Raw genomic sequence first — 18,527 nt, 5'->3', positions numbered from 1 at the left:
CACACCATCACACCAGGTGGCTCTCATTCCCACCGCCGAACCAGTGGTCTCCAAAACCACCGCCCTACCGGCTCTACTTCACCCCGCTAGAAACACCCTGGTCTTCGCCCAGACTGCGCTTGACATCGCCCTTGGCCTCCGCAACCTGCGTCTGGAGGGCTTCTGGCTGCTGACTCTCGGCGCTGCCCAGCAGGTGAAGGGCCAGTTCTCCGAGGCCCTGATCTCCTATCAGCGATCCGCCACGCTGCACCGACGCCTCGCGGACCGCAGCCGGGAGGCGCTGGCCTGGCAGGGCGTGGGCGAGGTGTACCGTCGGCTCGGGCGTCATGCGGAGGCGGCCGACTTCTACCGCCAGGCCGCCTCGACGCACCGCGATCTCGGCGATGAATGGCACCAGGCCCTGGCCCTGGATGGTCTGGGCTCGGCCGTACTCGACGAAAACTCGGAGGAAGCCCGTCGGCACTGGGCGCAGGCGCTGAGGCTCCTCACCGACTTCGGCGATTCTCGCGCAGTGGCGGCGCGCGAGAACATCGAACGTCGGCTGACAGAAACAAGCTGAAGCAGCGGTCGAGGCGCAGGCCGGCGTGGGCGCGGCAGGGTCGCCGCTCCGGTGACCTCTTTGGTTGCAGTCCACCGAGACCAACAGGCGGAGGCTGTCTGACGGCCCCATGAGGGCTCGCTCCATCAGCCTCCCGGCTGCTGCTCGCGGGCGTCCAGCAGCTGCTTTCGCTGGGCCTGAGTCTCTTCCTCACTGATCAGCCCGTGCTCGGCCTCGGCGATCGAGATCAGCTCATTGAGATTGTCCCGCTCGATCTGGCGGGTGACGTACGCGGAGAGGTCGGAAGGGGTGCTGCGCACGCGGGCGGCTTCCGCGATGGCCTGCGGCATCGTGATCGAGTACTTCTCGGTAGGCTCAGACACGCTCATCTCCCTGGGCGTTCCCACCTCCGCCACCCGCCGAACAACCGAAAAGCCGCAAGTTGAACCGGTGACCCGTCGCGAAAGATCAGGCTAAAGATTGTCGAAGTCTCCGGCGGTCATCCCTGCCTTGAAGGCTCGCCACTCGCCAGAGGTGAAGCACAGATGCGGGCCGGACGGGTTCTTCGAGTCGCGGACAGCCACCCCTCCATCAGGGAGGGGTGCCAGTTCGAAGCACTCACCATTGTTCGCGGTGAAACTGCTCTTCTGCCAGGTGAGGGAGGCGGGGTCGATCGAGTAGAGGTCTATCTTCTCCATCAGTCAGCTTTCCCTGTTTCTCGTACGAGCGATGATGTCGCGGCTCTCTTCTGGGGAGAGGGCCGCATCGGTGAGACTGCGGAACAGTCGGTGCAGGCGTCGCAGGTCCCGTGGGTCGTCCATCGTCAAGCTACCAGCGACCGACTCGCCGAAGGCCACGTCGGGCACGTCTTCGTCCGAGAACTGAAGGATCCTGAAGGCTGAGATTTGCGCGGCCTGTTCACCCTTCTCGTAGGGGATGACGCGGAGGTTGACACTCGGATGCGCTGAGACCCCCAGTAGATGCTCCAACTGTTCCTGGTGCGTGCGCGCACCACCGACCTGAAAATCCAGAGCAGCCTGCGCGATGACGTAGTGGCATTCCAGTGGGGATTTCGTCTCGTGAAGGCAGTGCCGCTGACGCAAGCCGCGCACCTCGACAAGGGTCTCGATCTGATCGGGTCCCAGCGAGGCGAAGCCCACGCCGGTGACGGCCGTCGCATACGCCTCTGTTTGCAAGAGTCCTGGCACGATCCCGACTTGATACTCGTGGACAGTCGAGGCTGCCGCCTCGAACCCGAGGAAGCGTTCGTACTGCGCACTGATCACTTCGCTGTACGGCGCCCACCACGGCTGGCGCCGCTCCCGGGCGGCTGCGTGCAGCTCGGCAAGTTCGTCACGCTGGTCAGCGGGGACCTCGTAGAGGTCCATGAGCTGGGCGAAGTGCTGCTGGGAGCAGACCCGCTTTCCGTTCTCAATCCGGCTGATCAAGGAGACGTCGCAGCCGAGCGCCGACGCGACTTCCGCGATGGTGAAGCGATTGGCTTCATGCCGCAGACGCCGCAGAGTCCGGCCGAACGTGACGCGTGACATCAGCAAGGTGCTGTTGCTGTTGGTCATGGCTTCTCTCCTTGTGCCCGCGAGCTGAACTCAAAGACCGAGCGGATGAGGAACATTCTCGACCCCAATATGGCCAGGAACGATCAATACGCAACGTCGTGTCAATTGACACGACGTGTGACTTGACGCTGCCAGGATGTGGGGCGCAGCTTAGCGTTCATGACGTTATGCGCTCAACTGAATGCTGAGCGTGGCCAAGCTCCGTGCGATGACTCAGAGGCACGGGTGACTGACGACCGAGCACGTTCTCGCTCCCACCTTGGAGTTCGAACTGCTCGCTGGATCGGTGGGAGCTGTCATGGGCGAACCGTACGAAGTCAAGTTCCGGCTGTCCCCTCGGCGGAACAGCGTTCCGAGGGCGCGAGCGCTGCTGCATTCCGTGCTCGGCGGCTGGGGCATCGGGCAGGAGACGGTGGAGGTGGGGGAGCTGGTCTTGTCCGAGCTGGTGACCAACGCCCTGCGAGTGCGTGTGCTCAATGACCAACTGGTGGGGGTGCGGATCGTGCGGCTAGTGGATGAAGGCGTGCTTCGGCTCGAAGTCAGCGACGCCGGCGAGGGTAAGCCCGAGGTGCGAAGGCCGGACGAGAACGAGACGTGCGGGCGAGGGCTGTTGCTTGTGGAGGCTTTGGCTCACCGCTGGGGTTATGAAAGGCGGGCGTGCGGGATCGGGAAGACCGTCTGGGCTGAGCTGAAGGCCCCGGATCTGGTGTCTGAACGCGACGGGGTAGAGGTCGCTGCCTTGACGGTCCGTGCCGGTCAGTGCGTACGGGTGTGGGGTGAGTGGCATACCGTCCGCAGCGTGGGCAGCCAGCAGCGCACATCGGGCGGGCTCACCGTCGTGCTAGCCCTGGACGACGGCTCGGCAGTGCGAATCGATGCCGCCGAGCCGCTGACCGTCCGGGACGCTGGCGCGCCCTCCTCAGGCCGAGAAGAGAGGCAGGAGTGGGGATAGGGGACAGCCGCTCACGGGCGTCAGATCGTGCGCCCCTGCTCATGCCGTTTGGCCGTCGGGACACCGCCCCGATGGGCTGGGGGCTCCTCGTAACCACCCCGTGGCGCAGGCTCCTGGCTTCGTGTTTCATTCAGTTCGTGCCGGGACTTGACTCACGACCTATTCGTCCCCGAGGGGCATGCAGGTGCACTACCTGCTGGTGCTGACGTTCGCGCAGGTCCGGGGGTGGGTGCCGATTGGTTTGGAGCGGTCTCGGGGGCTCTGGGAGAAGGTCTTCTCTCAGAGTTCTCCCAGGCAGCGGGGCCGTGCTCGCTTCAGCGCGCTGCGTTGTATAGGCTGACTTGTGCGACACGTGTCACTGGCTGCGTGGCCGGTGGTGGCCTCCGTGCCGCCCACGCAGAGTAGATCGGCCGAACCACCACATACCTATGGACCCCGTCAGCGAGCGTTTACGCCGGGCCCGAAGCCAGTTCATCAGGTCGAAGCCATACCAGTGGACGAACTCCGCACACTCCTCACGGGTGTGCCACCTGTGTCGCTCGTAGTGGAACGCGGTGAGGATCATGTCCCACTCGCGCGGGGCCAAGGCGAGGCCATCGAGATGGATCAGGACGGCGTGACCGTCGCGGTGGCGGAGGACGTTCCCGAGGCAAAGTTGCAGGCTAGAGGCTGTGATATAGTTCTCGCGCTTGATCTCTTCGCGCCTTGAGCTACGGCATCAGGGGGTGGGCTTCAGTTCGCCAGGGGATAAATCAAAGCTCGAATATTTATAAATAGATATTGTGAAATCGCAAGCCTGATTTCTTTTCGCGACGATGGCGTATTGGCGCCGGAGTGATTAGAGGTCGGGCTTTTCTTGTTTCGTAACAGGCAAGGTTAGAAGCTCCACTCGGGAGTTAAACAAATAATGGAGGTGCTGGTGCGCGAATTGTTCACGCAGGTAGGGCAGACGGTCCGGTTCGCGATTGCCGACGAATCCCGGACCGCCCGCCTGAAGTCCCTGATCACGACGACTGCCATCGTCGGGACCGTGGGCTACTACGTCCTGTTCGTTAGGTAGACGCCTTCTACGCAGGACACTTAAGAGTACGGCGGGCCCCAGCCTCGCGGCTACGGGCCCGCCGTACTGAGCGCTGGCCCGTTCATGTACCCGGGTACATACGGAACGGCAGCGGAGCATGCTCTGTCACCTGCGTCACTGCCCTGACGGACAGAGGTGCCCCTGCTCAGTCCGCTCGGGCGTGGGCATGGCTCCTACTCGGACGTTGAGGTGGGTGACATTCGCTTAGGAGTTCGATCCGAGCCTTCTCCGGCTGAGGTCGTCGGTTGGTGGGACAGCCGGGCAGAGGCGCTGGTGTACGTCCCCTTCCGGCGTCGTTGATGTCAGCCGTGGACGTCAGAACCCGCTGATTCGCAGCTCTGCAGAGATCCGGAGGGAGGACGGTGGCACAGGCCGGCGCTTCAGCCCTTCGGCGGGGTCCCATGGCTGAACCATGGGACGGTGGCTGCTGCCTCTGGCAAAGTGGTCGGCACCGCTAAACGACTCTCGTGAGGAACTTGTGAGCACGCTCGGTAGCTTCATCTGGTCAATCGCTGACCAACTTCGGGGTCCCTATCGCCCCAACCAATATGGGACAGTGATTCTCCCGTTCACGATCCTGAGACGGCTCGACTGCGTACTCGAGCCGGACCGCGCGGCGGTACGGGAGCTGGCTGCGAGGTACGAGAACCCGAACCGGCTCAAGGTCGAGGTCAAGAAGGCCACGGGGCGGACGTTCTACAACACTTCCAACTACGAGTTCGCGAACCTGCTGGCCGATGCGGACGGGCTCGCGGACAACCTCGCTGACTACATCGACCGGTTCTCGGCCGACGTGGACGTGTTCGAATACTTCGATTTCAAGAAGGAGATCTTGGCCCTGGAGAAGGCTGGGCTCCTGCGCGAGATCGTCAAGTCCTTCGGCGCCGTTGACCTGCACCCCGACGTGGTGTCCAACGCAGACATGGGGGATGCGTTCGAGTACATCATCCGTAAGTTCAACGAGGCCGCGAACGAGACCTCCGGAGACCACTACACGCCGCGCGACGCGATCCGGCTGCTGGTCGACCTGCTCTTCGCGGAGAAGGACGTCGACCTCTCCGAGGGCAGCATCATCAGGTCGCTGTACGACCCCACCGCCGGTACCGGTGGCATGCTCTCCCTGGCAGAGGAGCATCTGCTCGCCCAGAACCCCGAGGCCAAGCTGAGCCTATTCGGCCAGGAGTACAACCCGCAGTCGTACGCCATCTGCAAGTCCGACCTGCTCGCCAAGGGCCACGACACGACCAACATCGCCTTCGGTAACACGCTCACCGAGGACGCCTTCAAGGGCCGCCAGTTCGACTATTGCATGTCCAACCCGCCCTACGGGGTGGACTGGAAGCAGTACGCCAAGGCGGTCAAGGCGGAGCGCGACTCCGCCGGCCCTTACGGCCGCTTCGCACCGGGACTCCCCGCGACCTCAGACGGTCAGATGCTCTTCCTGCTCCACTTGGCCCACAAGATGCGCGCACCCGAGGACGGCGGCGGCCGCGTCGGCATTGTCATGAACGGCTCGCCGCTCTTCAACGGCGCCGCCGAATCCGGCCCCTCCAACATCCGCAAGTGGCTGTTGGAGAACGACCTTGTCGAGGCGATTGTCGCCCTGCCGACCAACATGTTCTTCAACACCGGCATCGCCACCTACATCTGGATCCTCGACAACACCAAGCATCCCGACCGTCAGGGCAAAGTCCAGCTCATCGACGGCACGTCGTTCTGGACCAAGATGCGCAAGAACCTCGGGTCCAAGGGACGCGAGATCAGCGACGATGACCGAGCCAAGGTCGTGCGGCTGTACGCCGACTTCGAGGACGCCGACCCCGACCTCTCCAAGATGCTGCGCAACGACGAGTTCGGTTACTGGACCATCACCGTCGAGCGTCCTCTGCTCGATGAGGACGGGAAGCCTGTCGTCGACCGCAAGGGAAACCCGAAGCCCGACTCGAAAAAGCGTGACACCGAAAATGTGCCCTTCACCTGCGGCGGCTCAACCGCCGGCGCGGCAGGGGAGCGCGAAGTCATCCAGACGTACTTCGACGCGGAGGTGAAGCCGCACGTTCCTGACGCCTGGATTAACTGGGCCAAGACCAAGACCGGCTACGAGATCCCCTTCACCCGCCACTTCTACAGGTACACCCCACCCCGCCCTCTCGCCGAGATCGACGCCGACCTGGAGAAACAGGTCGCCAAGATCCTCGATCTTCTCCGTGAGGTGGAGGGATGAGCGACTCCGTCCGCCTCAAGCGGCTGCTCTCGGAATCCGACGTGCGAGCGGGGGTGAAAGCCGAAGCCCTGCCGCTTCTGTCGGTGTCGATCAGTTGGGGCGTCCGGCGTCGGGAGGCTGCGGGCACAACTACAAGGGCGGCGGCGGAGGATCTGTCCAACTACAAGATCTGCCGCGCGGGTGACCTCGTCATCAACCGTATGCGGGCGTTCCAGGGGGCCCTTGGCATCGCCCCGGAGGACGGGATCGTCAGCCCGGACTACGCGGTGCTCAGAGTCGACCCGAGGATCGACTCACGTTGGCTGAACTACTTCCTCACCAGCGGATCCACAGTGGCGACCATGGCCAGTCTGGTCCGAGGTATCGGCGGAACAGAGGCTGGGAACGTCCGAACTCCCCGACTGAACATCGCCGACCTGCTGTCGATAGCCGCACCTCTCGTATCTGCAGAGGAGCAGCGCGTCATCGCCGACTACCTCGACCGCGAGGCGGCCCGAATCGACACGCTCATCGAAGAGCAGCAGCGGCTGATCGAGATGCTCCGCGAGCGCCAGGAATCTGCGATCCGAGCGGTCCTGCTGCGCGGCTTGGACGACGATGCGCCTCTACGTGCTTCGGGCAGCGAGTTTCTCGGTTTGATTCCGTCAGCGTGGGCCATGGTTCCGACGCGCCATCTCTGCACCATCACGACAGGTGATGAAGACTCGGGGAATGCTTCCGACGATGGCGCCTACCCATTCTATGTTCGCGGGCGCGAGATTCTGCGATCGGATGCGTACGCGTTCGATGGTGAGGCTGTGATGACCCCAGGTGACGGGCAGGGTGGAACCGGCAAGGTGTTTCACTACTTTGATGGAAAATTCCAGGCCCACCAGCGAGTCTACGTCTTCACCGACTTCCATGGGATCACTGGTCGGTACTTTTATTACTACCTCTCGACATTCCTGAGGCCGATCGCACTTGCCGGCAGCAACACCGTGACAATGGAGTCGCTGCGGCGTCCGCTTCTCGCTGGCTTTCCAGTGGCTGTTCCGCCTGCGGATGAGCAGACCCTGATCGTTGAGCATCTCGACGAACTGACCGCCAAGATCAACCAGCTGATCGCTGAGACTGAGCGGTTCATCGAGCTCGCACAGGAGCGACGTGAAGCGCTCATCACGGCGGCGGTGACGGGGCAGATCGACGTACAAGAGGTGGCGTGATGGCTGACCATAATGAGGTGGTCTTCGAGACTGAGATCTGCGAGTACCTCCGGGACCACGGTTGGCTGTACTCGGCGAACGACCGTGACGGTGGTGAGTACGACCGGGAGCGGGCGCTGTTCCCGGACGACCTGTACGCGTGGCTGGAGGAGACACAGAAGCCGGCGTACGAGAAGGCGTTGAAGGCGGCGGGCTCGCAGGCGAAGTTCCTCGACGTGCTGACCGCGGCGCTGGACAGGCCGCTGGAGCATGGCGGGGGCACACTGAACATTCTGCGCAACGGGGTGCAGTACATCGGTGGCGGCCGGTTGAAGATGGCGCAGTTCCGCCCCGAGACCTCGCTCAACGCGACCACGACGGCACACTACGAGGCGATGCGGGTGCGGGTGGTGCGGCAGGTGTACTTCTCGACCGCTGACCAGCGCATCCTCGATCTGGTGTTCTTCGTGAACGGCCTTCCGGTGGCTACGGTGGAGTTGAAGACTGACTTCACCCAGTCGCTGGATGAGGCGATCAACCAGTACAAGCAGGACCGCAACCCACTGACTAAGGGGCGGCCCGAGCCGCTGCTGTCCTTCGGACACCGCGCTCTGGTCCACTTCGCGGTCTCCAACGACCTCGCTGCGATGACCACCAGGCTGGAGGGGGAGAGGACCCACTTCCTGCCGTTCAACATCGGCTTCGACAGCGGTGCTGGCAACCCGCCCGGCGCGGACGGACGGTCGTCGACGGCGTACCTGTGGGAACGCGTCTGGGAAAAACACGCCTGGCTGAACATCATCGGGCGGCTGATGATCGTGCAGACCAAGGAGGAGTGGGACGTCACCACCGGTACGTCGGTGCGGCGTACGAGTATGCTCTTCCCGCGGTTCCACCAGTGGGAGGCCGTCACGAGCATCGTCGAGGCAGTGAAAGAGGAGGGTGCCGGGCAGCGGTACCTGATTGAGCACTCGGCCGGGTCGGGGAAGACGAACACTATCGCCTGGACGGCCCACCGGCTGGCGCGGCTGCATGTCGATGATCGGAAGGTCTTCGACTCGGTCATCGTGGTCGTGGACCGCACCGTGCTCGACTCCCAGCTGCAGGATGCGATCCGGCAGATCGACGGCACCGGCAAGATCGTCGCGACTATCAGCCCCGAGGATGTCCGCAAGGCTGGCGCGAAGTCGAAGTCGGGTCTGCTGGCGCAAGCGTTGAAGAACGGTGAACTCATCATCGCGGTGACGGTGCAGACCTTCCCGCATGCGCTGGACGAGATCCGGACCGACGCTGGCCTGAAGGGCAAGCGGTTCGCCGTCATCGCCGATGAGGCGCACTCCTCCCAGTCGGGTCAGATCTCTTCGAAGCTGAAGCAGGTGCTGACTGCTGAGGAGGTCAAGGAGATCGAGGAGGGCGGCGAGGTCGATGTGGAGTCGGTGCTGGCATCGGAGATGACCGAGCGGGCCGAGTCGGAGAACATTTCCTACTTCGCCTTCACCGCGACGCCGAAGAACAAGACCCTCGAACTGTTCGGCCGCAAGGATGCCGATGGGAAGCCGCTCGAGTTCCACCTGTACTCGATGAAGCAGGCGATCGAGGAGGGCTACATCCTCGACGTGCTCAAGGGCTATCAGCCCTACGACACCGCGTTGAAGATCGCTGGAAGGGCCGAGAGCGGTGACGGGGGAGAGGTTGAGGAGGCCGCCGCCCGCAAGGGTCTGATGCGGTGGGTGCAGCTCCACCCGACGAACATCAGCCAGAAGGTGCAGATCATCGTTGAGCACTTCCACGCCAACGTCGCCTACCTTCTTGAAGGCAAGGCGAAGGCGATGGTGGTGACCGACTCGCGCAAGTCCGCGGTGAAGTACAAGCTGGCCATCGACGCCTACATCGCCAGGCGCCGCACCGAGGACGCCTCGTATAACTACCGCACCCTGGTCGCCTTCTCCGCCGGGGTGACGATGGCCGAGGACGAGACCTGGCACAGCGACTGGGGCCCGCAGCCGTCGAAGGATGACGAGTTCACCGAGGCCAACATGAACCCCGGCGCCGGGGCTGATCTGGCAGCCGCATTCAAGGGCGAGACGTACAAGATCATGCTGGTCGCCAACAAGTTCCAGACCGGCTTCGACCAGCCCTTACTCTCGGCGATGTACATCGACAAGAAGCTGTCAGGGGTCACTGCGGTGCAGACGCTCTCGCGGCTCAACCGCACCCATCGCACCGCTGGTGGGGAGCAGAAGCGCAAGACGTTCGTCATCGACTTCGCCAACAAGCCCGAGGACATCAAGGCAGCCTTCGAGCCGTACTTCAAGAACGCGACTCTGGAGACCGAGACCGATCCGTACGTCGTCGTCCACCTGGCTAACAAGCTTGCCCAGGCCGGAATCTACACCGAGGACGACGTTCGCAAGGTCGCCGAGCTGTGGGTGACCCGGAAGGGTAACAACGCGCTCTCGGCGGCGATCAGCCCGGCGCAGCACGGCTTCCGGCGCCGCTACGCGCGGGCGATCGAGGAGGAGGACAAGGTCACGCTCCAGGCGCTCGACCTATTCCGCAAGGATGTCTCCACCTACGTACGTCTCTATGACTTCATGTCCCAGATCGTCGACTACGGCGACCCCTACATGGAGATGCTCTCGATCTTCCTGCGCCTGCTGGAGAAGGTCATCGCCGAGTCCTCTTGGGCGGCGGACGTGGACCTCTCCGACGTGGTGCTGGTCGGGGTCAAGCACAACAAGGAAATCCCGGTCAACATCTCGCTCGTGGGCGGCGGGCAGCTGAAGGGCATCAGCGCAGCCGGCACGGGAATGAAGAAAGATCCGAAGTACGTCGCGCTCCAGGTCGTCATAGACAAGATGAACGACCTCTTCGGCGCCGAATCGTTCGCCGAGTCCCAGGTCAGGGAGTTCGTGCAGGGACTCGTCCAGCGGTTGCTCGCCGACCCGAACCTGATCAGGCAGACCAAGGTGAACTCCAAGAAACAGTTCATGGAGTCACCAGACTTCCAAGCAGCCGTTACGGAGGCGGTCGCAGACAACCAGGACGCCCACAACACGATGGCTGACTACTTCTTCACCGACGGGCCGGCCATCAACTTCGTCATCGTCGCCCTCGCGGATGCCTTCTACGAAGCAGCGGTCGATCAGCAGGTGGATTCTTAGATACGGCAGCACGCGTGGTTGCCGTCCGTGCCGATCAGGCTCGACCGCGGCGCCGTCGGGCACGGGGACTGGGCTGCACAGGGGAGTGCCGCCCGGGCGCCGCGATACCCGGGGAGTCATTCGGGGGCGTTAGGGGTTCGACAGGTCCAGGCGGTTGGCCATCGACTGTTTCCAGGCCGGGCAGAAACGCGTGGTCCGCGCCAGTGCGAGCGTTCTTGGTGCGCTCGGGTACTGGGAGGATGCGGCGTCGATTCAGCTCAGCCACATCGATCAGGGGTGCGGCCACGATGCGGTTGAGTAACTCTGCCTGCTGCGGCTCCAGGGCAGTGAGGTGACTGAGTACGGCGAGGATCTCCACGAGTTCCCGACTCCATTCGTGCTCCCAGTGCTCGGGGCGCTCGCGGTCGAGTTCGCTGGTCACCTTGCCAACAGTGCGGTTGCTGCGGTAGGCGAGCCAGCTGTCGAGTACGTTGCGCCCGCCGGTGGTGTAGTTGCGTATGCGCGGCGTGACGCCAGTGAAGACGCCCCTCCCGATGATCAGGTGCTCGTTTTCGGAGTCGTAGGTGATCGTGGAAGGGAGCGCATCAGGCGCGACTCCTCGGGCGTACGTGATCTCGGGATGTAAGCGTCGCCACCAGCTCGATGTGCCTGCGGGGCGGCCGTCACCTGGGTTGATGCTCCGTGTGCCGAAGGTGGAGGCCCACAGAATGTGGTGTCCCAGGCTGACGGCCTCATGCCAGAGGCCACTAGCGGCGGTCAACGGGATGCGTACGCCGAGCGAGTTGAGGTCGTCCGCATAGCGCTCGGTGAAGGCGGGATGGGCGGTGACGGCGGCGATGTAGGCGAGCAGGTCTTCCGGGAGGGCTTCTTGGAGACCGTAGGAGTTGGCGAGGTGATGCAACAGCCCAGGGGCGATGTTGGGGGTGCGGTCGGCGTGCAGGAACGGCAGCACACGACCGCCATTGCCATTGAAGTAGTGCATGTCGGGGATGAGAGCGGTAAAGAGCAGCGCCGGGCCGGTCTGCAGGCGTTGCGAGTGCTGTTCGACGACGAAGACCTGGCCGTCGACGGCGGCTTGCCACAGCTCCGGGCGGGAGAAGTCGATGACTCGCCCGTCGGCTATGAGCCATTGGCGGTCCAGGGCTCTGCGGGCGATGCGTACCGGAGCAGGACAGGGGCTGTGCTCGTCGCGGAGAAGGGTCGGCGGGTGGGGGTGCCCGGGTATCTGGAGGGCTGCCTTGTCCAGGGTGCGGTCGCGGGTCTCTTTGAACAGCGCCTTCTGCGTGGCGGGGTCACGTTCCTGGACGAGGCGGTTCCAGCGCCGGCGCAAGGTGGCTTTGGATGGGCTAAAGACCCAGTTCCGATTGGGCTTTATACCTGGTTTACGCCAAGGCATGAGGTCGGTGAGTGCGGGAAAGGTATCCCAGCCGCTGTGGGAGGCGGGTGTGAAGGGGGCGTGCTTGGCAGGCCGGGAGGTGCGCCAGTTGGGGCCGTTGATGTGCAGGTCGTGCAGTTGCTCTTCTTTGTCCTGGCGAGTGCCATGGACAGCTGTGTAGTGGACGGGGGCCAGTTGGTCTCGCCGCTCGCCTTGTTTGCGGACAAAAATGGCGATGGCCAATTCCTGTTGGACGGCGGGGAAGAAGCGGCTGTTGAGTGGGGGTCTCTTCGTTTCGGGGGTGAGGTCAATGACCCAACCCTCGGTACAAGTGCGGCGCAGATACGAGCGCATTCCCTGAAAGCCGGCGCTGCGGATGAACCCGCCGGTGCTGACGAAGCAGACAACGCCGTGACGGTGGTCGTCGTATTGGTCGAACACCTTGTGGGTGGCCCAGCGCCAGAAGTAGGTGCACAGGCTTTTCAGTTTGTTTTCGTACACTCCTGCCGCACCGTGTAGCCGGAAGGCGTCCAGGGGTGGGGCGCCTCGGTCTGGTGAGCCGTTCTCGATCCATCCGCCCTGGCCCTCCGCCTGTTCGCGGTGGGGAGGGTTGCCGATGACGACAGTGATACGGCCTTCGCGCTGGATGAAGCTGGCAGCTTCAGCATCGTCACGTAGGGGACCCCACAGGGCGCCGTAGCGGGTGAAGAGTTCGCTTGGCCGCCAGGGGTCGGCAAGGGTGTCGGCTAGATGTAGGCGCATGTCGCGCAGTCGGACTCGGGCGTTGAGAGATCGCAGCATCTGCCCGACACGCATCTGTGCAACGGCGAAGGCACCCATCTGCTTTTCGAAGCCGATCAGCCGGCCTGCGAGTTCTTGGACGGATTCGGCGCGGAAGCCGTCATTGCCTCCCTCGGATTGCTTGCGGGCGACGAGGTCGATGATGCCGGTGAGGAAGGTGCCGGTGCCCATGGCCGGGTCGATGATGGATACACCGGGGTCGGCGAAACCGTCCGGGCAACCCAGCGTGGTGATCAACACTTCGTCGACGAGGCGGATCATCTCCTCCATCAGCGGCGCTGGGGTGTAGTAGGTGCCGGAATCCTTACGGAGGTCAGGGTCGTACTCCTGCAGGAAGTGTTCGTAAAGGTGTATGTGGAAGCCGGGTTCGCTGGCCAAGGCACTCCGCCAGTCGATGGCGTCGATGACGCGAACGAGCATGTCGAGGCTGTTGCGAAATTCTCCCTCGACTTGGTCGGTGAGGATCTGCAGAGCGCGCCCCATGACGGAGTGCTCCGCTCCCAGACGCCGGCCGACCTCATGCAAGCTCATCTTGGCCAGTGCGCTGCCGTGGCCATCGGCAGCGTCCGAGCTGGCGAGCAGGAGCGCGAACGTGACGGACTGGGCATAGCGGTCGGCGAAGGCCGCACGTTTGTCCCGGTCGTCGGTGGTGGGAAAGAGATCGATTTCAAGGGTGGAGGCCAGGTCGGTGAAGGGACGCTGGTGGCGGGGAAGGCCGGCTTCGGCGTCGAGCCTGTCGTGGACGGCGTCGCGTAGGAGAGTGCACAGAGGGGCTACCTGGGCGACCACTTCTCGCATCGATGTCAGTGGATGCGGCTGCCAACCGAAGAACGCAGTCAGCATTGATGCGAAGGCGGCCTCGCTGGCTGCCGGTAGCCGCAGGCGGGAGCCGGCGGTACGGAGATCACCTTCGAGGTGGATGGTGTCGCCGTGTTGCCGGCCTGAGCGGTACATGATCCACGTCTGGCCGTTGGTGTAGATCAAGTTGGGGAGCTTCGCCATGCCCTCCCACTGTCGTCGGTCACGAGGGTTCAGCCCGCCGGGATGGATCACGCTCTTCTCCGGGCTCTTCAGCTCGATGTAGCCGACGATGTTGCGCGATAACTTCCCGATCCGCACAGCCAAGTCGGGGCGGATTCGGTGCGCGGCGATCGCTACCTCGGCATGCAGGACGGCCTGTAATCCCCATGCACGTGCCGCGTCGACGAGAAGAGTCTCTACGGCGTAACGTATCGCGGCTTCCTTCTGCCCATGCAGCAGTGCCTGCTTGCAGGTCGCGCCGAACTCGCTGACGATTTGCCGAAGTACCACCCTGCGCTGCATCCCGCCCCCAGAGGTCAGCACGCTGCCGGTATTCAACTCGATACACGGTAGATGCAACGTCACCGACCGTCGAGAGGGCCTGGGTCTCTGGCCTTGAGCTTCTCTGTGCCCCGGCAGGCTTCGTACCTGCGACACCCGCTTTAGCCTCGATCGTTCTTGAGGGTCCGTCAGCTTGCTGACGGGCCCTTTGTGGTGAGTTTTGGTGGGGTTTTCGGAGTCTGGGCAGGCTGATGGCCCGGTTGTCGCGTCGGGTGTGCGCCGGGGTCCACGGCTCCGGTCGGAATGATGCTGCTCGCAGGGACGGGAACGTGCTGTTCAGCCGGGGTTCGGGAGGGCATGGAGTCGTTCCAGGGCTTCGGTGACCACGTCGGTCCAGGGCCAGTGCTTGGCCAGGCGGAGGTAGCGGCGTCGGCCGGTGGTGATGAGTTGGGCGGCGGTGGAGAACAGTCGAAGCCGCAGACGGCGGGGCTCCCACAGGCGGGCTTGGCCGGTCAACGCGAGCAGGGGCATCCAGGCCAGCAGGTCCAGGGCGATCTGGATGATCTCCAGCCAGATCTGGTTCTGTGCGGCGTCGTGGAGGGGGAGGTTGCGCAGACCCGTGGCGCGGGCGGCGCGGATGCGGTCCTCGGCCCGGGCGCGCTGGCGGTGTCGTAGTTCGAGGGTGGCGATCGTCTTGTCCGCCGTGTTGGTGGCGAAGCAGGTCAAGCGCATGCCGTCGGCGTCGGTGAAGCGCAACTGGGCGCCGGGGTGCGGCCGTTCCTTGCGCACGATCAGCCGAAGCCCCTTCGGCCAGCCGGTCAGGCAGTCGTCGGCGAGTTCGGCCACCCAGGCGCCGTCGCGGATGTCGCTGTCGGGTTCGACGGCCGGTGTCCAGGCCGAGGCCGGGACCTTGAGGACGGCGTGGTGGATGGCGTCGGTGATGGTCATGCCGACCGAGTACGACAGCCACCTTCCGCGTTGGGCGAGCCAGGCGACGAACTCGTGGGTGCCGCCACCGGAGTCGGTACGGATCAGCGTCTGCCGGCCGCGCCGCAACCGTTTCGGCAGCTGGGCCAGGGCCAGCTTGGTGGCTTCGATGTGGTCGGCGGCGGTGTTGGAGCCGGCGTTGCCGGGCCGCAGCAGGCCCACGACCGGCTCCCCCGACCCGCCCCGGCCGTGGTCGACGAACCCCATCAGCGGGTGGTGGCCGAAGGTCTTCTTCCAGGTCGCGGCGGCGTCCTGTTTCTCGGAGTGGGCCAGGACGAGGACCCCGTCGATGTCCACGATCACCTGCCCGCCGACGTCCGGCGCTGCTCCACCGGCCAACCGCCGCACGTGTTCGCGTACTTCAGCACGGGCGGCGCGCAGCGCGGCCAGGACCCGCTGTCCACCCGACGCCAGCTTGCTGATCAGCCGGGAGACCGTGGGGTCGGAGGCCACCGGCCCGAACACGGCCGGCTCGGCGCGCAGCATGCCCACATCGGCCAGGCGGTCCCCGCCCAGCGCGACGGCGAGCGCGATGTCCAGAAGGATCTTGCCCGGATCGTGCACCGCCCTCGGTTTGCGCCACGGCACGAGCGCCGCCGATATCGCCGTATCGAGGCCGGACTTGCGGATCGTCTCGACCAGCAGCACGGCCCCGGCCTGCGAGACGACTCCGCGACCGCCGCCCTCGACGCGGACACGCGGGTAGGACCCGATACGCTTCTTCACCTGGAAAGTGCCTCCGGCGGTGGCGGGAACAAGGACCTCAGCAATCCTCATTCTCGCTGGTCAGAGGCACTTTCTGCTTTCTTGATCACCAGCCGGACAACCCGCCTCGTGAAAGCGCGAGGCTAGTGGGAGGGACGGTTCCGCTCTTGGTGAGGTCGACGGTGTGGTGGTCGCATTCTGGTCGCGATCCCCTCTGGAGGCCGTTGTGGCGGTGCCGGTTCTGGTCACATCTGCTCTGCTCGGTTTCTGTCTCATGGCCGGCGGGCCGCTTGTGCTGCCCGGGATGCGGGCTGTCGTAGGACCTGGTAGGGGTCGACATCGCTGTTCCCGGTGTGGGCGTCACGCGGTTCGGAGCGGGCACCGATGAATACGAAGAGCATGTCGGACGGCGCATCAGTCGTGCTGTGGCACTGGCATGGTGGGGAGCCGGGGGCTCTTGCTCGTGCCCGGGCCGCCTTGGAAAATGCCCTGAGTGGTCTGGGGTATGACGGCGAGGCGGTGAGCGATGCCGTGCTGGCCGTATCGGAACTGGTGGCGAACGCCGTCGAGCACGCGGTGGGGCCGTATGAGCTGAGGCTGCGCCGAACGGCAACGGACGTCATTTGCGAAGTGGTGGATAACGATCCGGAGATTCCGTCCTTTGCGGTGGATGCTTTGCTTACTCCAGTACGGGAGGGGCGGGGTAGCGGTCTGGAAACGTTGTGCACGCTGTTGTCGGAGCGCGGGCGGGGCTTGTACATTGTGCATGAACTGACCAGAGGAGCCTGGGGATTCCGCCGGTCGGGGGTCACAAAGGCAGCCTGGATTGCCTTGACTTTGCCTGTTGACGGCGAAGGACAGTCCGGGGATTGACGTGCGTCGGCGTGTGGTTTGGTCGCAAGTGGCTCGCTGGCATTCCCCCTGTCGTTTCGGGGTTCGTTTCGGGGGCCGTTTCCCCCTCCGTCCTTGGATGCGACACCCCTCCCATCGGGAGCACCGCAGGTCAGGGGGTATGCGAGCCGCGAGCCAGCGAGGGCGACTGTATATCGATAGAGCAAAGCATCTCGATCTACAGGGTCAGGGCGGCCGGGCGTGGGCGGTATGCGTGTTGCTGCGGGATCGGCTGCCGGGTTGCGGCGGATGCGTTCTCCTTGTGTCGACGGTCAGGAAATTGGTTCTGGCTGCGATTCCGTGAATGATCTTTGGCTCCCTGCCGTAACGGCGGCTACGTCTACCGTCGGTCGAAGGCAGCCAAGGCAGACTTGGAGGCAGCGATGAGGGTCGTGTTCGTTCATGGGGCGTGTGTGCGGGACGGGTCGTGGTGGTGGCACCGCACCGCCGAGCTGCTGCAGGAACGAGGGGTGCTGAGCGTGGCCCCCGCGCTGCCGAGCTGCGGTGAGGCGGGCCTGCCTGGAGGCGCCAGCGGCCCGGGGCTTTACGAGGACGTCGCGGCGGTGCGGCAGGCGCTGCTGGACAGCGACGAGCCCACCGTTGTGGTCGCCCACAGCTACGGCGGCATTATCACCGCAGAAGCCGCCGCGGGCGTCCGGTCGGTGCGCCACCTGGTGCTGGTCTCCAGCTACCTGCCCGAGGTCGGGCAGAGCCTGTCGGAGTTCGGGGACGGCAGCCCCGCCCCGTTCCTCGACATCGACTCCGACGCCAGCACCTTCGGTGTCCGCCCCGAGCTACTCGTGGACACATTCCTGCAGGACTGCAACCCCAAGATCCAGGCGCAGGCGGCGGGCCACCTCGCCCGGCAGAGCCTGCAGGTGACCGGGCAGCCGGTCAAGGCGGCCGCATGGCAGCAGGTGCCCTCGACATACCTCATCTGCGCCCAGGACCGGGGCACCCCGCCGCGCCTGCAGCGCGAGTTCGCCCGCCGAGCCGGGAACGTCGTCGAACTCGACGCCGGCCACCACCCGTTCCTATCCCAACCCGCCGCAGTCCGGGACCTGCTGCTGAGCCTGTGACGGCAACGACAAGATCATTCACGGAATGGCGGCCAGAACCAATGACGTAATCGTCGACATCTTGCGGGATTTGCATGAGACGAGGGTTCTGAGGGGCTCTGTGGTGGGTTGGTGGGGAGCGGTTCAGGTGCATCCGCACCCGGGGTGCGGGTGCACTCGGGGGCGGTCCCTGGGGTGCGGGCGGGTGCGCACGCTTCGCGGTTGTGGGTGCAGTGCGCCCACGGGGCGGGTGCGGCGGTTGCGGGGGCCGGGTGCGGGCATTCTGGGCGGCCTGGCGGCTGACGCCGCCGGGTTTGGGTGGCCCGGGTGCACCCGGGTGCGGTGCACCCCGGTGGTCGCGGTCGTGCACCCGGTGCGGGGGGTCGCGCCTGCTCGCGTGTTCGTCCGCGTGGCCAAGGTGGACCGTTACTGCCTCGCTGATGGCTCGCGTAAGGAACTGCCGGGGTCCCCGGTGCGGCTGCATGAGGTGCAGCCGGGGAGTGGGCCCGGTCTGGTCGGTGGCAAAGCCGTCCCTCTGGAATCTCTATTGATCACGTCAGCTCCAGACGGCCCGATCACAGCACCGGGGGTTCCAGATGACGAACGTCCGCGACACCCGAAACTCAGCTCACTCAACGGAATCCACGGTGATGCGGCGTCGGAGACCCGACACGAAAGATCGCGGCCTTGA

14 protein-coding genes are annotated in these 18,527 nt (G+C 64.6%); 9 read left to right on the top strand and 5 right to left on the bottom strand.

Annotated features, from left to right (window positions below):
- On the top strand, positions 1 to 559 hold a 559-nt coding region (locus ABTY62_RS13870), incomplete at its 5' end, for a tetratricopeptide repeat protein (RefSeq protein WP_352129625.1).
- A gap of 125 nt (positions 560 to 684) precedes the next feature.
- Here ABTY62_RS13870 and ABTY62_RS13865 read toward each other — a convergent pair.
- From ABTY62_RS13865 to ABTY62_RS13855, 3 genes are all read right to left on the bottom strand, one after another.
- A complete protein-coding gene (locus ABTY62_RS13865; protein ID WP_352129624.1) occupies positions 685 to 921 on the bottom strand; it encodes a CopG family transcriptional regulator in 237 nt (78 codons plus the stop codon).
- 90 nt (positions 922 to 1,011) lie between these two features.
- Positions 1,012 to 1,236, bottom strand: a complete 225-nt coding sequence (locus ABTY62_RS13860; RefSeq protein ID WP_352129623.1) for a DUF397 domain-containing protein — start codon at positions 1,234 to 1,236, stop codon at positions 1,012 to 1,014.
- Between the two features lie 3 nt (positions 1,237 to 1,239).
- Entirely contained in the window at positions 1,240 to 2,115 is an 876-nt protein-coding gene (locus ABTY62_RS13855) for a helix-turn-helix domain-containing protein (RefSeq protein ID WP_352129622.1), read from the bottom strand.
- 259 nt (positions 2,116 to 2,374) lie between these two features.
- Here ABTY62_RS13855 and ABTY62_RS13850 point away from each other — a divergent pair, with 259 nt between their 5' ends.
- From ABTY62_RS13850 to ABTY62_RS13825, 6 genes are all read left to right on the top strand, one after another.
- Positions 2,375 to 3,067 carry an ATP-binding protein gene (locus ABTY62_RS13850; RefSeq protein WP_352129621.1) on the top strand — a complete coding sequence of 231 codons (693 nt, stop codon included), beginning with the start codon at positions 2,375 to 2,377 and terminating at the stop codon, positions 3,065 to 3,067.
- 493 nt (positions 3,068 to 3,560) lie between these two features.
- Positions 3,561 to 3,776 (top strand): hypothetical protein, encoded by a 216-nt coding sequence (locus tag ABTY62_RS13845; protein ID WP_352129620.1) that lies wholly within the window; start codon positions 3,561 to 3,563, stop codon positions 3,774 to 3,776.
- Positions 3,777 to 3,974: 198 nt separating this feature from the next.
- Positions 3,975 to 4,127, top strand: coding sequence for a hypothetical protein (locus ABTY62_RS13840; protein ID WP_352129619.1), 153 nt, complete (start codon positions 3,975 to 3,977; stop codon positions 4,125 to 4,127).
- 499 nt (positions 4,128 to 4,626) lie between these two features.
- Positions 4,627 to 6,372: an N-6 DNA methylase gene (locus ABTY62_RS13835; RefSeq protein WP_352129637.1), complete on the top strand. Its 1,746-nt coding sequence runs from the start codon at positions 4,627 to 4,629 to the stop codon at positions 6,370 to 6,372.
- Positions 6,369 to 7,574, top strand: coding sequence for a restriction endonuclease subunit S (locus ABTY62_RS13830; protein ID WP_352129618.1), 1,206 nt, complete (start codon positions 6,369 to 6,371; stop codon positions 7,572 to 7,574). The genes ABTY62_RS13835 and ABTY62_RS13830 overlap by 4 nt, the downstream gene beginning before the upstream one ends.
- On the top strand, positions 7,574 to 10,717 hold the full coding sequence (locus ABTY62_RS13825; RefSeq protein WP_352129617.1) for a type I restriction endonuclease subunit R: 3,144 nt from the start codon (positions 7,574 to 7,576) through the stop codon (positions 10,715 to 10,717). The genes ABTY62_RS13830 and ABTY62_RS13825 overlap by 1 nt, the downstream gene beginning before the upstream one ends.
- Before the next feature lie 34 nt (positions 10,718 to 10,751).
- On the opposite strand, the gene ABTY62_RS13820 is transcribed toward ABTY62_RS13825, so the two are convergent.
- Entirely contained in the window at positions 10,752 to 14,252 is a 3,501-nt protein-coding gene (locus tag ABTY62_RS13820; RefSeq protein WP_352129616.1) for a type ISP restriction/modification enzyme, read from the bottom strand.
- Between the two features lie 279 nt (positions 14,253 to 14,531).
- Positions 14,532 to 15,908 carry an IS1380 family transposase gene (locus ABTY62_RS13815; RefSeq protein ID WP_352129615.1) on the bottom strand — a complete coding sequence of 459 codons (1,377 nt, stop codon included), beginning with the start codon at positions 15,906 to 15,908 and terminating at the stop codon, positions 14,532 to 14,534.
- Between the two features lie 363 nt (positions 15,909 to 16,271).
- On the opposite strand from ABTY62_RS13815, the gene ABTY62_RS13810 reads away from it, so the two are divergent.
- Entirely contained in the window at positions 16,272 to 16,760 is a 489-nt protein-coding gene (locus ABTY62_RS13810; RefSeq protein WP_352129614.1) for an ATP-binding protein, read from the top strand.
- Between the two features lie 401 nt (positions 16,761 to 17,161).
- Positions 17,162 to 17,857 carry an alpha/beta fold hydrolase gene (locus tag ABTY62_RS13805; RefSeq protein WP_352129613.1) on the top strand — a complete coding sequence of 232 codons (696 nt, stop codon included), beginning with the start codon at positions 17,162 to 17,164 and terminating at the stop codon, positions 17,855 to 17,857.
- Positions 17,858 to 18,527: the final 670 nt, after the last annotated feature.

Origin of the sequence: Streptomyces sp. NPDC097640 (assembly GCF_040302705.1) — a bacterium.
GTDB lineage: Bacteria > Actinomycetota > Actinomycetes > Streptomycetales > Streptomycetaceae > Streptomyces.
The sequence above is the reverse complement of the archived record's forward strand: the minus strand, read 5'-3'. Positions and strand labels throughout refer to the sequence as shown.

Excerpts from the sequence above, each read along its gene's own strand:
- ABTY62_RS13860 (WP_352129623.1), bottom strand. The coding sequence starts at position 1,236 with ATGGAGAAGATAGACCTCTACTCGATCGACCCCGCCTCCCTCACCTGG.
- ABTY62_RS13855 (WP_352129622.1), bottom strand. The coding sequence starts at position 2,115 with ATGACCAACAGCAACAGCACCTTGCTGATGTCACGCGTCACGTTCGGC.
- ABTY62_RS13840 (WP_352129619.1), top strand. The coding sequence starts at position 3,975 with ATGGAGGTGCTGGTGCGCGAATTGTTCACGCAGGTAGGGCAGACGGTC.
- ABTY62_RS13830 (WP_352129618.1), top strand. The coding sequence starts at position 6,369 with ATGAGCGACTCCGTCCGCCTCAAGCGGCTGCTCTCGGAATCCGACGTG.
- ABTY62_RS13825 (WP_352129617.1), top strand. The coding sequence starts at position 7,574 with ATGGCTGACCATAATGAGGTGGTCTTCGAGACTGAGATCTGCGAGTAC.
- ABTY62_RS13810 (WP_352129614.1), top strand. The coding sequence starts at position 16,272 with ATGAATACGAAGAGCATGTCGGACGGCGCATCAGTCGTGCTGTGGCAC.
- ABTY62_RS13805 (WP_352129613.1), top strand. The coding sequence starts at position 17,162 with ATGAGGGTCGTGTTCGTTCATGGGGCGTGTGTGCGGGACGGGTCGTGG.